Origin of the sequence: Pseudoalteromonas sp. SCSIO_11900 (assembly GCF_000576475.1) — a bacterium.
Classification (GTDB): Bacteria; Pseudomonadota; Gammaproteobacteria; order Enterobacterales; family Alteromonadaceae; genus Pseudoalteromonas; species Pseudoalteromonas tetraodonis.
On record NZ_KK070023.1, the window covers coordinates 2,383,467 to 2,397,877 of the forward strand.

Annotated in this window: 13 protein-coding genes; 9 read left to right on the plus strand and 4 right to left on the minus strand. The window is 40.2% G+C overall.

Annotated features, from left to right (window positions below; genetic code table 11):
- Positions 1-223 precede the first annotated feature (223 nt).
- The 3 genes from BG00_RS11085 to BG00_RS11095 are packed head-to-tail and all read left to right on the plus strand — an operon-like array spanning position 224 to position 3,992.
- Positions 224-1,438, plus strand: a complete 1,215-nt coding sequence (locus BG00_RS11085; protein WP_013465000.1) for a thiamine pyrophosphate-dependent dehydrogenase E1 component subunit alpha — start codon at positions 224-226, stop codon at positions 1,436-1,438.
- Complete coding sequence (locus BG00_RS11090; RefSeq protein WP_013464999.1) at positions 1,438-2,415, plus strand: alpha-ketoacid dehydrogenase subunit beta; 978 nt, start codon at positions 1,438-1,440, stop codon at positions 2,413-2,415. Before BG00_RS11085 ends, BG00_RS11090 begins: the two co-directional genes overlap by 1 nt.
- Before the next feature lie 8 nt (positions 2,416-2,423).
- Positions 2,424-3,992, plus strand: a complete 1,569-nt coding sequence (locus BG00_RS11095; protein WP_036982620.1) for a dihydrolipoyllysine-residue acetyltransferase — start codon at positions 2,424-2,426, stop codon at positions 3,990-3,992.
- 80 nt (positions 3,993-4,072) lie between these two features.
- Here the strand turns inward: BG00_RS11095 and BG00_RS11100 are convergent, their stop codons facing one another.
- Both BG00_RS11100 and BG00_RS11105 read right to left on the minus strand, forming a co-directional pair.
- The gene (locus BG00_RS11100; RefSeq protein ID WP_036982623.1) at positions 4,073-5,242 is read right to left on the minus strand and encodes a putative manganese transporter; all 1,170 of its coding nucleotides are present in this window, start codon (positions 5,240-5,242) and stop codon (positions 4,073-4,075) included.
- An 85-nt stretch (positions 5,243-5,327) separates the two neighbouring features.
- Complete coding sequence (locus BG00_RS11105; RefSeq protein WP_036982626.1) at positions 5,328-6,956, minus strand: M28 family metallopeptidase; 1,629 nt, start codon at positions 6,954-6,956, stop codon at positions 5,328-5,330.
- Between the two features lie 107 nt (positions 6,957-7,063).
- Between BG00_RS11105 and BG00_RS11110 the strand changes: the two genes are divergently transcribed.
- The 5 genes from BG00_RS11110 to BG00_RS11135 all read left to right on the plus strand — a co-directional run bounded on the left by BG00_RS11110 (position 7,064) and on the right by BG00_RS11135 (position 11,176).
- Positions 7,064-7,876 carry a DUF3025 domain-containing protein gene (locus BG00_RS11110; protein WP_036982628.1) on the plus strand — a complete coding sequence of 271 codons (813 nt, stop codon included), beginning with the start codon at positions 7,064-7,066 and terminating at the stop codon, positions 7,874-7,876.
- Positions 7,873-8,661, plus strand: a complete 789-nt coding sequence (locus BG00_RS11115) for an ABC transporter ATP-binding protein (RefSeq protein ID WP_036982630.1) — start codon at positions 7,873-7,875, stop codon at positions 8,659-8,661. Before BG00_RS11110 ends, BG00_RS11115 begins: the two co-directional genes overlap by 4 nt.
- Positions 8,654-9,862, plus strand: a complete 1,209-nt coding sequence (locus BG00_RS11120) for an ABC transporter permease (protein WP_036982632.1) — start codon at positions 8,654-8,656, stop codon at positions 9,860-9,862. Before BG00_RS11115 ends, BG00_RS11120 begins: the two co-directional genes overlap by 8 nt.
- A 173-nt stretch (positions 9,863-10,035) precedes the next feature.
- Entirely contained in the window at positions 10,036-10,251 is a 216-nt protein-coding gene (locus tag BG00_RS11125; RefSeq protein WP_036982635.1) for a hypothetical protein, read from the plus strand.
- Positions 10,252-10,963: 712 nt separating this feature from the next.
- On the plus strand, positions 10,964-11,176 hold the full coding sequence (locus BG00_RS11135) for a DUF3955 domain-containing protein (RefSeq protein WP_036982639.1): 213 nt from the start codon (positions 10,964-10,966) through the stop codon (positions 11,174-11,176).
- A 9-nt stretch (positions 11,177-11,185) separates the two neighbouring features.
- Here BG00_RS11135 and BG00_RS11140 read toward each other — a convergent pair whose 3' ends face one another.
- Together BG00_RS11140 and BG00_RS11145 are read right to left on the minus strand one after the other, a co-directional pair.
- Positions 11,186-11,818: a trimeric intracellular cation channel family protein gene (locus BG00_RS11140; protein ID WP_036982642.1), complete on the minus strand. Its 633-nt coding sequence runs from the start codon at positions 11,816-11,818 to the stop codon at positions 11,186-11,188.
- Between the two features lie 278 nt (positions 11,819-12,096).
- A complete protein-coding gene (locus tag BG00_RS11145) occupies positions 12,097-13,113 on the minus strand; it encodes a LacI family DNA-binding transcriptional regulator (RefSeq protein ID WP_036982644.1) in 1,017 nt (338 codons plus the stop codon).
- Positions 13,114-13,403: 290 nt separating this feature from the next.
- On the opposite strand from BG00_RS11145, the gene glk reads away from it, so the two are divergent.
- Positions 13,404-14,402 (plus strand): glucokinase, encoded by a 999-nt coding sequence (gene glk / locus BG00_RS11150; protein ID WP_036982646.1) that lies wholly within the window; start codon positions 13,404-13,406, stop codon positions 14,400-14,402.
- Positions 14,403-14,411 lie beyond the last annotated feature (9 nt).

Below are 14,411 nucleotides of genomic sequence, written 5' to 3' on the forward strand. Positions count from 1 at the left end.
ATTAATAAGTGGTTAATTATATGTATAGTTAACTTGCCAGTTTTTTGCTCATTATTTACTTTTGTTTGGTCACAGTTTTGTTGAATAACACTTTACGTTAACGTAAAGTGTTGGCAGCTTTAATTAAATACAGTGCAGATGTTGCAAAGTTTATTCAGCAACTATCACCCATAATAATAATCCAAAGGGGCGCTGTGATACCGACAACAAAAGAAGGTAGGTTATGAGTAATCCCAATAACGTATCGCTGAATATTAATCATGAGCTTGAGTTTATTGATGGCCACGCACTTAATATTCCAACCCTGAGTATTTTAACTGAGGACGGCGACATTCATCCTAGTGCTCCTGCACCTGATATTTCTAAACACACCGCTATTAAATTATACGAAACCATGCGTTTTATTCGTTTGCTTGATGAACGTATGCAGGGTGCTCAACGCCAAGGCCGCGTCAGCTTTTACATGCAATGTTTAGGGGAAGAAGCAGCGGTAACAGCCTCTGCTGCAGCCCTTGAACAAGATGACATGATCATGGCGCAATATCGTGAACAAGCAGCCTTGCACTACCGTGGATTTACCCTTGATCAATTTATGAACCAAATGTTTTCTAATGAATTAGATTTAGGTAAAGGCCGTCAAATGCCGATTCATTATGGTTCTAAAGCACTTAACTACATGACCATTTCATCACCTTTGGGAACACAAATTCCCCAGGCTACGGGTTACGCATATGGTCAAAAAGTAAAACACATTGATGCTAAAACAGGTGAACTAGCAAGTACTATTGATAACGTTACTATTTGTTATTTTGGTGAAGGGGCTGCTTCAGAAGGTGACTTTCATGCAGGCTTAAATATGGCTGCAGTACATAAAGCACCGGTTATCTTTTTTGCACGTAATAATGGTTATGCTATTTCAACCCCAGCCGATGAGCAATTTAAAGGCGATGGGATTGCATCGCGTGGTGTGGGTTATGGTATTAAAACCATTCGTGTTGATGGCAGTGATGCGCTCGCCGTTTACGCGGCAACTAAAAAAGCTCGCAAAATTGCTGCGACACAAGGTGAACCGGTATTAATTGAATCGATAGCGTATCGTTTAGGTGCGCATTCAACATCAGATGATCCAAGCGGTTACCGTTCAAAAGATGAAGAAGCAAACTATAAAACATGCCCAATTGAGCGATTTAGAAAATGGTTAGTAAAACAAAATTGGTTAGATGACGCAGAAGATATCAAAGCGAAAGAAACAATTCGTGATGATATTTTAGCGGCACTCAAACGTGCTGAAGTAATTGATAAGCCGGCGTTAGAAGAGCTAATTTCAGATGTTTACGATACGCCAATTCCATCTCTACAACGTCAATATGATGAACTTAAAACGCACATAAAAGCACATCCAGACGCCTACCCAACAACAGCAGGGAGAATTAAGTAATGGCTAAAATGAACATGCTACATGCAATTAATTCTGCTTTAGATATCACCATGAATGAACATCCTCAAGCGTGTATTTTTGGTGAAGACGTGGGTTATTTTGGCGGTGTTTTTAGAGCAACATCAGGGTTACAAGAAAAGTACGGTAAGCATCGCGTATTCAATACCCCGCTCACAGAGCAAGGTATTTTAGGCTTTGCTAATGGTTTGGCAGCCTTTGGTGCACCTGCATTGGCAGAGATTCAATTTGCTGATTACATCTTTCCTGCGTTTGACCAAATAGTGAATGAATCGGCTAAGTTTCGTTATCGCAGTGGTAATGAGTTTAATGTGGGTAATCTAACGATTCGTACACCTTACGGTGGCGGTATTGCTGGTGGTTTGTATCACTCGCAATCGCCAGAAGCGTACTTTGCTCACACGCCAGGGTTAAAAATTGTCGTGCCGCGTAACCCGTACCAAGCTAAAGGCTTACTGCGTGCGTGTATTAAAGACGACAACCCAGTGCTATTTTTTGAGCCCAAACGTTTATACCGCGCTTCAACTGGTGAAGTGCCTGAAGAAGATTACAGCATTGAACTTGGTAAAGCTGAAGTAGTTCAAGAGGGTACTGACGTTACTTTATTAGCGTGGGGTGCACAAATGGAAATTATAGAAGCAGCGGCAAAACAAGCCAGTGAACAGGGCATTAGCTGTGAAGTAATTGACCTTCGCAGTATTTTACCGTGGGATGTTGAAACGATTGCTAAATCAGTGACTAAAACAGGCCGACTTATTGTTAGTCATGAAGCACCTATTACCAACGGCTTTGGCGCAGAAATAGCCGCAACCATCGCTCAAGAGTGTTTTCTGCATTTAGAGTCGCCTATTTTACGTGTTTGTGGTCTAGATACGCCATACCCGCTGGCGCTCGAAAAAGAATATGTTCCAGATGCATTAAAAGTAATGGCCGCAATTAAACAATCAGTGAACTTTTAGGGGTTTCCATGGCTAAAGATTTTATATTACCCGACATTGGTGAAGGCATAGTTGAATGCGAAGTAGTCGAATGGCTGGTACAAGAGGGCGACACTGTAAAAGAAGATCAGCCTATTTGTGATGTGATGACAGATAAAGCCTTAGTGCAAATTCCAGCGGTACACGATGGGGTGATCACTAAGCTGCATTGTAAAAAAGGCGATATTGCTAAAGTACATGCGCCGTTATTTGCAATGGATGTTGCCGGTGAAGCGCCTAGTGAAGAGACTCAAACAGCTTCTTCACCAACAAGTGCTCGTGAACACTTAGAAGACTTTATTTTACCCGACATTGGTGAGGGTATTGTTGAGTGTGAAATTGTTGAATGGTTAGTGGCAGAGGGTGATGAAATAGAAGAAGATCAAGCCGTTTGTGATGTAATGACCGATAAAGCATTAGTACAAATACCGGCTAAATACACCGGTACAGTGCAAAAGCTGTATTATCAAAAAGGTGAAATTGCAAAGGTGCATAGCCCATTATTTCAAATGACGGTTGCAGGGCAAGTCGCAAAAGAAGACGTTGATGTTAACCAAGCAGTTGTAAAAGCACAAAGTAACGCAACGTCAGACACACCTGCTAAGCAAACGCAAACTGCAATAGTTAACGAAAAAGCGGTTGCATCACCGGCGGTTAGGCGTAAAGCGCGTGAGCTTGACGTTGATTTAACCTGCGTACCAGGTAGTGGTAAAAATGGCCGTATTTATAAACAAGATATTGAAGCGTTTATAAAAAATGAAGTGCCATCTGGCATGGATACCTCTGATCTTAACAAGCCACAAACGACTCAGAGTAAAAACACTCGTAGTACTGAGAACTCAACTAGTTCGGGTGGAACGCGAACAGAAGCAATTAAAGGCATTAAAGCGGCCATGGCAAAACAAATGGTGGCGTCGGTTTCTACTATTCCACATTTTACCTACAGTGATGAAATTGACTTAACTGATTTAATTGCACTTCGAACTGATCTTAAAGAGCAATATAAAGCACAGGGCGTTAAACTTACGATGATGCCGTTTTTTATTAAGGCGTTATCCTTGGCAATGACTGAATTCCCGGTACTCAACTCAAAAGTAAACGATGATTGCAGTGAAATTACCTACTACGATGATCACAATATTGGGGTTGCAGTGGACTCTAAAGTGGGCTTATTAGTACCAAATATTAAAGCCTGCCAAACTAAGAGTATTGTAGAGGTGGCTAATAATTTAACGCAATTAACTGACTCAGCTCGAGAAGGCCGTGTAGCGCCAGATGATTTGAAAGGCGGCACTATTAGCATTTCGAACATTGGTGCAATTGGTGGCACTATAGCTACGCCAATTATTAATAAGCCAGAAGTGGCGATTGTTGCCTTAGGTAAATTACAGCACCTTCCGCGCTTTGACGAGCAAGGGCAAGTGGTATCGCGTGCAATTATGCAAGTAAGTTGGTCAGGGGATCACCGTGTAATTGATGGCGGCACTATCGCGCGCTTTAATAATTTATGGAAAGAATACCTAGAACAGCCAGCTAAAATGATGATGGCTATGCGCTAACTCTTTATATTCATTTATAAATTAAAAAACCAGCAACTAGCTGGTTTTTTTATAACTTAATAAATAAAAGCTAGACTGATTTAGCTCAGAAAATACAGTCCATAACCAACTAATAACGCGGGAATAGCGGTATATAGCGTGGCAATAATAGCCGCTTTGGGTGTCATGGCAATGGCTGGGAAAAGCGCATCGCCATCGTTGGAAATGGCATTGGCCGCTAATGCGCTAAACGGAATAACCCCTTGAATATATAAAGTGGTAACAATTATTTGCGGGCCACAACCAGGTAAAAAACCAATTAAAACCGCTATGAGCGGGGCCATATAAGCATAATTTAAAAACCATGTTTTTAAGTCAAGGCCAAACACGGTAACCAGTAGTTCAAATAATATAAAGGAGGCAACCACCCACGCGGTTACAAAATGAGTATCTTGCAGTACTTTTGTGAGTTTTGAAGGTGGACTGCATATATCATCTTCTGAGGTTACTTCTTTATAGCTTTCACCTTTTGAAGATAACGCCCACATAAATACGACAAACAACGCCATTAATGCGCCAAAATGAGTAACAGTGAATGTGGTGTACTGCCCAAATTGGCTCAAATCAATATTAAAAGCGAGTAAAAAGGCAATGAGTAACCCCGGAATAATAGCGATGTACCAAATAGGCTTACTGAGCGTAATTATTTTCGTCGGTAAAAGGGTAACCTGTGGTGTGTGCTTTTGATCAGTTGGGCATAAGTAGCCTGTTTTATGAAGTGTGTTGACGATTAAACCCGTTACTGAGCCAACCACAAACCCTATTGCCATGATGGTTAAACCCTCGGTAGGGCGAGTCGCTAATAATAAAAACGCGGCATCACCCATAGTGGCCGTTAATACGGCAACAATTGCGCCAAAGCTTGCTTGGCCTTTTGTAAATTGAGTCACCACAATAATCGCGCCACCACAGCCCGGTAACATACCTAAAAAAGCAGCAAAGCTGACCTCTAATGCCGGTGACTTAGCATTAAGGTAACGAAGCTCTAGTTGGGGTAAATGATCAATCGCGTAGTAGTAAATAAATAAGGTCGCAGCAACAAACACACTGACTTGAAAAAAAGCATCACTGAGCGCAGTAATTGTTATGGCGCGTAAGCTGGGCAGGGCTAAACAGGCTAAAATTAACAGCGGTAAAATTAGGCGTTTATTTTGATGAAAAACACGTTTTGCAGTTGGCGAAATAACTCCTAAATGGGATGTTAAAAACATACAGTACGACCTAATTAAAGAATGAGATCGCACTGTACTATTTTATTAAATGATAATCAATATCATTTGCATGTTGGCGCAGTAGTTACTTTTTACGTTGAAACTCTGAGTTTTCATTCCACGTAGGCCACTGAGTTTGTTGTGAAATATCAAAACCTACTTTATAAAATAATTGTAAATCTTGAACCGCACCTGATAAATCCCACTCATCGCGGTATCTATCACAAGGTTGATGGTAACAACCACGCAGTACTAAGCTCATACGCTTACGGTAGTTTGCAGTTTCTTCATCAAACGCTTGCGTACCGCCACCGGCATACATGGCAGGAACACCCATATTAGCAAAGGCAAAGTGATCTGAGCGGTAGTAACCACCTGAAGATGGTTTAGGGTCGCCCGATACTGTTCTGCCTTGCTCTTTGGCCGCAGTTGCTAATAGCTCATCCATTTGTGATTTACCAATACCCACCACACTAATATCTTTTACTTTACCTAATAGGTTTAAGCTATCCATATTAATATTGGCAACGGTTTTATTAGCTGGAATAACCGGATTCGCAGCATAATATTTCGAGCCTAATAAGCCTTGCTCTTCAGCGGTTACCGCTAAAAAAGTCATTGAACGGTCAGGGCGCTTACCTAGCTTAGTAAAGGCTTCGGCAACTTCTATCATACCGGCTGTACCTGTTGCGTTATCGTGTGCGCCGTTATAAATTTGATCGCCTTTACGGTTTTTATCCGTTCCTAAATGATCCCAATGCGCAGAGTAAATAATATGCTCATCGGGTGTTTTACTACCAGGAAGAGTGGCAATAAAGTTATAAGATACCGATTTTTTGATGGTGTTTTTTACATTCACAGTGGCTGTTAAATCGCCCATATCAACATGGTAAGCACCTTTGGCAGCGTTTGCTTTGGCGGTTTCAAAATCAAGGCCTGCTTTAGAAAAAAGCTCTTTTGCTACATCAACAGTAACCCAACCTTCAACAGCAACACGGTCCATATTATTGTTTTCTTTTACGAAACCAAATTGCTCGCCACTCCATGAGTTCTCAACCACAGACCAAGGGTAAGACGCTGGAGCAGTTTCATGAATAATAATAGCGCCTGCAGCACCTTGACGGCTTGCTTCTTCGTATTTGTAAGTCCAACGCCCGTAATAGGTCATTGCATCGCCGGTGAATAAAGCAGGATCTTTAGTTGCAAAACCCGGATCGTTTACCAGCATAACAACGGTTTTACCTTTAACATCTAGGCCTTCGTAATCATTCCAGTTATATTCAGGTGCGTTAACACCGTAGCCCACAAATACAAGCTCCGAGTTTTCAATTCCTTCTTGCGCACTAATACGGCTACTACCCATAACCATGTCTTTTTTGTATTGGTAGTCTTTACCGCCAATATTAAGCACCATATCAGAGTCTGCTTCTAACGATACAAGCGGCACTTCTTGGAAAAAGCTGTCGCCATTACCCGGCTCAAAGCCTAAAGCAGTAAATTCTTTTGTTAAGTAATCAAGCGTAAGCTTTTCACCTTCAGATGAAGGAGCACGTCCACCAAATTCATCAGAAGCTAACACTTTTACATGCTTAGCAATTTCATCCGCTTGAATGCTGTTGTAGCCTTTAGCGACATCATCAGATGTAATACTTGTTGTTGCACAGCCGGCTAAAATTGCCGTTGTGATTAGGGTCAAAGAAAAATAACGTTTCATATTGGCTCTTTTTTTGTTCTAAGTGGCGTTAGTATATGAACTTCTGTTAATTAGAACCAGTTTTTGCGGTAAACTGTTGCTGATAAAAATGTACAGTAAAGGTAACAATGAAGCGTTTTACTCCCCCAGAACAATTTCAAGTAACGAGTCTAAATGGAGGTGCATTTGAGCACCTTCGGCAGCTGTTTAAAATAGATCAGCAAATAGACTGGCCTGAGCCTGCGTACTTTACCCCGTATTTAAACGCCATCAATGCTAATAATCTCCCCATTCGTTTGGTCGATGATGCCAAGGTTGATTTTGCTGAGCGCTATTATGAACAAGTCATTTTTGAAACAGGGGACGTGCCCACCCGACAACAAAACTGGCATGATCTGTTTGGTGGTTTTATTTGGTGTTTATTTCCAAAAACAAAAGCCTTAATAAATCAGCGCCATGTAGACGAAATAGCCGAGCATGGATTAAAACAGCGTAGCAAACATCGTAACGCTTTAACCCTGTTTGACGAATGCGGTGTGGTTTTAGCTATTAGCGAATCACAGTGGAAGGAGTGGTTAAGAGATCATCAATGGAAAACAGCCTTCATCGAACATAGAGAGCTGTGGGGTAAAACCATAGCGCCTTTCATGTTTGGCCATGCTAACTACGAAATGTTGACTAAACCTTATATTGGACTGACTGGCAAAGCCTTATTTGTAAATGTACCGGATGAAATATTTTGTAAAGATTTAGTAACTAAATACCAGTACCTAGATCAGCGCCTTTATGAGATGATTAAAACTGATGATTGTTTAGCCGATAACAAACAGCTTTCACCTTTACCTTTATTAGGTGTTCCTGGTTGGTGTGATGAGAATAACAATCCATCATTTTACGATAACACGGACTATTTTAGACCGAAACGAAGGACACGAAAATGATAGAAGTTACCGCGCTTAAAAAGAAATTTAAGCTCACTAAAGATCATAAAAAAAATAAAATAGATGATATAGACCCCCGTGAAGATAAAGATTATTTTCACTCGGTTAAAAATGTCAGCTTTAGCTGTGCAAAAGGCGAAGTCTTAGGGCTGTTAGGGCCTAATGGTGCGGGCAAAACCACGACATTAAGAATGATCTCTACCGCTTTAAAACCTGATGATGGCAGTATTACTATTGCAGGAAACGACATAATTAAAAAGCCACTCATTGGGCGCAAGTGTATTGGTTTTTTATCCGGCTCTACTGGTTTATATGGTCGTTTAACGGTAAAAGAAAACATAGAGTATTTTGCAAAACTGCACGGCATGAGCAAGCAGGCTATTAAGGCACGCTGTGAAGAGTTATTTACCTTACTCGATATGCATAAATTTATTGATAAGCGCGCTGAGAACCTATCAACCGGCATGAAGCAAAAAGCCAACATTGCGCGTGCTGTGGTACATCACCCAGACGTTGTTATTCTCGATGAGCCAACTACCGGTCTCGATATTATGACCACCCAAACGGTGATCAACTTTATTAAAGGCTTAAAAGCACAAGGTACTCCTGTTATTTTTTCTACGCATCATTTAGATGAAGTTGCGCTTTTATGTGACCGCGTTGCGGTAATTAATGAAGGCGTTAGTTGTTTTGATGGCACGCTTGCTGAATTTAAACAGGAAGGCAACAGTGAAGAATTAAATCAAGCGTTTATGAACATATTAACGGAGAAACATGATGTTTGAAGTATTTAAAAAGGAATTAACAGAGCTACTACGCGATAAAAAAACCTTATTGTTCGTGGTGATATTTCCTATTGTGGTTTTTCCGTTGTTATTTGCTGTGGTTGCGTTTATATCCTCGCAAGCTGCGCTTGATGCTGAACAAAAAGTAAATACCTATGTGATTATCAATGGCGACTATGCACCAGAATTTTCTGATAAAGTGTTTTATCACAAAAGCTTTGAGTTATATAAAGGTGATAAAACTTTCAACAGTGTTGAGGAGCTAAAAACAGGTGTTAATGCCGGCGATATCGACATGGGTATATACCTGCCAAGCGATGCAGTGCAAACATTAAATGAGCAACAGCAAAGCGAATGGCAAGTTGTATTTAATGACTCAAAATCAATTAACTTCTTATTTGAGCGTGTAAAAGAGCTTGCTAAAGAGTACAGCGATACTTTACAAGAAAGTAAACTACTGAGCTTTGGTATAGATAAAAGCGCACAAGAAGCTATTTTAAAGCCAGTTAATGTGGTTAAAGTAGATACTGCCGATAAACGCGAAAACCTAGGTGAAAAAGTGGGTGGGTTTTTACCTTATTTACTTATCCCGTTAGTACTGGTAGGCGCAACGTATCCGGCTATTGATTTAGGGGCCGGTGAAAAAGAACGAGGTACCTTAGAAACGTTATTACTTACGCCTATTACTCGTACTGAGCTAGTATTGGGTAAATTTATTACTCTATTAACCACGTCAATTGCATCAACCACTATAACCGTAATTAGTATGGGGTGTTGGATAGCCTTAGCGCTGGCATTTGCTGATCTTGAATTTATTAAAGCCGCTTTTAGTACATTGGCTATCACAGACTTACTGATGATTTTTGTATTATTATTGCCTATAGCAGCAACCTTTTCTGCATTAGCTCTGGCAATATCAATCTATGCACGCTCGTTTAAAGAAGCGCAAAATTACATGACGCCATTAAGCATGGTCGTGTTTTTCCCGATTATTATTTCAATTATGCCTAATATGGAACTGAGCTCAAAAACAGCGTTTATTCCGGTAACTAACGTCGCTTTAGCGATTAAAGAAATTGTTAAAGGCACCGTCGATTACACGCTGGTGGGATTGATATTCCTAGCAACAGCATTCATCGCTGGGGCACTACTGGCATTTTGTGTGAAATGGTTTAACCGTGAAGATGTACTATTTAGGTAAAATAACATAGACCATAAAAAAGCATCACGTGAGTGATGCTTTTTTCGAAGCTATGCATTTAAGGTAGTTTGAATTATGTAATTAAATAGTTAAACTTTATTATTATAACTATGGACTAACCAAACAAGGATGGATTCTTGTAAATACCCCTTTTTTATCTCTCACTATTGAGTATGAGCTGCACTTTTTGCTCGCTAACATACACAACACCATTACGCGCAAAAACTATTCAGCCAACTACCCAGGTAGGCACGTGGCAAAATAAAGACGAATACGGCGATGGCGTGCCTAATGAACAGGATGTTTATCCGTTTGATGCAAATTTATCGGCAGCGACTTATTTTCAAGAATCAGAATTAAACGATAATCTAGGCAAAGCTGAAGCTTAAACTCAAAAATACCGTATTTTGTTTCAGGTGTAGTACAGCAAACACAAGATTTAGATTTGTTTAAGTTCTCAATAAATAAGGCAGAGCGGGTATCAGTTGTACCTAATACAACGCACTCAAATTTTAGACCCACTTCACTGAGCGAAATTCGAAAGTAAATAAAAGATATATTAAAGTAGCTGTTGTTGGGTGTTTTTAATTTAGGTAGTAAGGTTGATATGCAAGATTTAGTATACAAGTATGGACAAAGAGTTATTTCTTTTCTGATCGTTATTACATTGCTCGTTAATTGGGAAATGTATTCAATTATAGGGGCGGTTAGATTGACGCTTGCAAATAACTTGCTAATAATTATATGGATTATTCTTTTATTTACCTTTGCCGTGCAGCAGCAATTAATGAGTGTTCTCGTTTAGCCGTGTTCCGAGGTGCTATACAACTTAGGCTACGCGTTTTAAAATAAGCCCAGCGTACCCGCATTATGCTCGAACGGGATTTATTATAGATAAAGATGACGACCATTTTTACTATATGTCTAAACGTATCGCTTAAAAGCTAATTGCCCCAATTTTAGGCGTTTGTAATGGTAACTTAATTCTTTGTTCAGTCACTCTAAATGACTGTGTGATGATACAAAGATAAAACACCATTTTATAAGAGTCACCACGGGTCATACTATGCACTTACTTACTTACTTACTAATAAAACATTGATGCTTGGTTTTTGCTTGTTACTAACAGGCGCTATTTTTATGCTTGTAGAGAATAGTTATTATCAATACGTTGATAATAACGGTGTATTGCATGAAAGCTTATTTTTGCCTTTGAGTATGCTGTGTTTTGCTTTGGGGTTATTTTTTGTGGCCAGTTTATTAGCCCGCAAAGTAATAGGGCTCTTTAAAAGCGCTAGTGGAGGTGGGCATTAACCGCTGTTGTTATTGCTCATTATTTAAGTTAGAGGGTTCTAACAAACTAAATGTAGGTAAGCGCCATTTAAAGCGTACCGATGCCATTCGAATTAAATAACCTACCACTAAACTTGCAACCACGCTGATATTGTCATCAATATTGTAGTGGTGCAGTGCTAAGTATAAACAAGCAACAATAAGCGCTACGCTTGCGTAAAGTTCATGATGAAGTACTAATGGCGCTTGTCGACAAATTAAATCACGTAACAATCCACCAAACACACCGGTTACTATGGCTGCAACTACACAAATTCCATAGTGCAAACCCATATTTAGTCCAACTTGGCAGCCAATTATACTAAATGCGGCAAGCCCTAGGGCATCTAGGCGCATAAATATGCCTTTAAATTTAACCACCCATTTTGCCAACCAAGTAGTCACAATACCGGCTAGGCAAGTGATCATTAAATATTCTGGGTGTTTTACCCAAGTCAGTGGGTAATTACCTAATAAAATATCTCGCACGCTGCCACCACCAATTGCTGTAGCACTGGCCACTAACATAACACCAAACCAATCCATGTTTCTGCGTCCAGCGCTAAGAGCACCAGTCATGGCTTCTGCTGTAATACCCATAATATAAACGATGGTTAAAAGCATGAGATGATCACTTGAAAATTTAACATGAAAATAAAAGTGCGATTGTATTGATAAAACTGTGCATTGACGAGTGAAAAATTACATTAAAAACAGCCACTTTCAGATTAAAAAAACTAATGTTATAGCAAGGTGTGAATAGCCTGTTAATGCAAAGAAACCACTTGCTTTAGTGTTAAAAACAAAAAGGACAAATGACCGTAAAAACGCAATAAAGCCTGAATAAATTTAAGGGTGACAGGGTGTTATTGCCTTTTTTTTGCTAGTTTTTAAAAGCAGTGTTAGCTAGAGCCACGTGCAATTAAACGCGGGGGCAGTAGGGTGCTTTGTACTTGTTCACCACGAATCAGTTTTAATAAGTTCTCAACTAACATTTGCCCAGCAATAGTGGTATTTTGCTCTATGGTTGTCAGCGGCGGATTAATGTAACTTGCAATAGATATATTATCAAAGCCGATTACGGCCACATCTTTTGGTACGTTTATATTGGCTTCTTTTAAAGCCCGTATTGCGCCTATTGCAATAAGGTCGCTGGCAGCAAAAAGTGCATTAAAGGTAATGTTATTAGCAATTAATGAACGCGTGGCATGATAGCCAGACTCTTCAGTAGAAATAGCGTTAGCAATTTTACGATCATTAAGTGTAATACCATTTTGTTGTAACGCGTCTTTAAAACCATTGAAACGGGCAAAAAATTCAGGGCTGTGATCAGAGGCATCGCCTATAAACGCGCAGTCTTTGCGGCTATGTGCCAACAAATGCTCAGCGGCGAGTTTACCGCCGCCATAATTATCACAACTTATGGTTAAATCAGGGCGGTTATCAACACTTGCTCCCCAGCAAACAAACTTGGTGTTTTGTTCAAGCAAGGTGTTAAATTTTGGCTGAAAATCAATGTAGTCGCCATAACCCAATAAAATGATGCCATCTGCACGGTGACTGTCTTCGTAATCTGCCTGCCAATCAGCACTTGCCGATTGAAATGACACGAGTAAATCGTAACCCTCTTTAGCGCAGGCACGAGTAATACTGCCCAGCATGGCTAAAAAAAACGGATTGATTTGTGACTCATCTGAGGTAGGGTCTTCAAACAACAATAATGCTAAAGTACTGCTTTGTTGAGTGCGAAGGTTACTGGCGTTTTTGTCTACTTTGTAATTAAGTTTTTTAGCAATATCGTGAACACGTCTTCGTGTTTCGTCATTTACCAGTGGACTATTTCGTAAAGCACGAGAAACTGTAGATTGAGACACCCCAGCATAATGGGCTATATCAAACGAGGTGGCTTTACCTTTCATCACTATTACTTACTAAAGAGGACAATAAGAGACTATTCTCGTTTATTGATGGATTTTTTCAAGCTTATTTATCAATAAAGGCATTTTTTTATTGATTTTGGCATGACACCGGTGTCACAATAGGGGCGTTTTATCATTTTGTTGTCAAAACGTATTAGCTACCTTTATTATTTAAGGTAGCTTTTTTTACAGTGATAGCTGCTTTGAGGTGATAGCTCAAAGTAAATAAGTATCAATGATACCCCATTAAAATAATAAGTACTCATTACTTAAACAAAAGAGATAACACTATGGGTTTACACTCTAGCACACACTTTGATCCTATTCTGGTTGCCGATATTGGCGGCACAAATGCTCGTTTTGCGTTGATCACTGGGTTCGACGAATCAAGTAATCAATTTACCATTGAGCATAATCTTACGTTTCCCAGTGCTAACTATGGATCGCTCGAAAGTGCTACCGAGTACTACTTATCAACAGTGTCTCATATAAATCCTAAACGTGCGTGCTTAGCAGTAGCAGGCCCTATAAATGCAGGGCAAGTTCACTTAACTAATTTAGGTTGGCACTTTAGCGTCAATGATTTTAAACACCACTTTGACCTTACTCAATTAAGCGTTATAAATGACTTTGCTGCTTTTGCCTACGCAGCACCGTATTTAGACCATTCACAAAATGTCACTGTTAAACCTGGTCAAGCGGATGAGTCTGCCAATATAGGTGTAATGGGTCCAGGCACTGGTTTTGGTGCAGCGTGCTTAGTTAGAACCGCACATTCATGCGCGGTGATGAGTTCAGAAGGCGGGCATATTTCCTTAGCAGCCGTTAATCAACTCGACGCTCAACTTATTCAAGAACTCAAAAAAGACCACCCACATGTATCGGTAGAAACGGTATTTTCGGGCCCTGGCATTGCTCATTTGTACAAAGCGATGGCTGCAGTTAAAGGGGTCGCCGCAAAGAATTTAGACGCTGCACAAATTAGTAGCTTAGCCAACAGCGGTGAATGTGAAGTGTGTGAAGCAACCCTTAATCAATTTTGTGATTGGATTGGCAGTGTTGCAGGCGATTTAGCGTTGGCCTACGGCGCCTTAGGCGGCCTTTATATTGGCGGTGGCATATTACCAAGAATGCAGGCTCGTTTACTGGAAAGCCGCTTTATTGAGCGCTTTTCGCAAAAGGGCATTATGTCGCAATATACAGGCCAAATCCCGGTCACATTAGTAACACAAGACAACATTCCTTTAATTGGTGCTGCCGCGTGTTTGCATACGAGTCAACAGGTTTAATTACGTTGC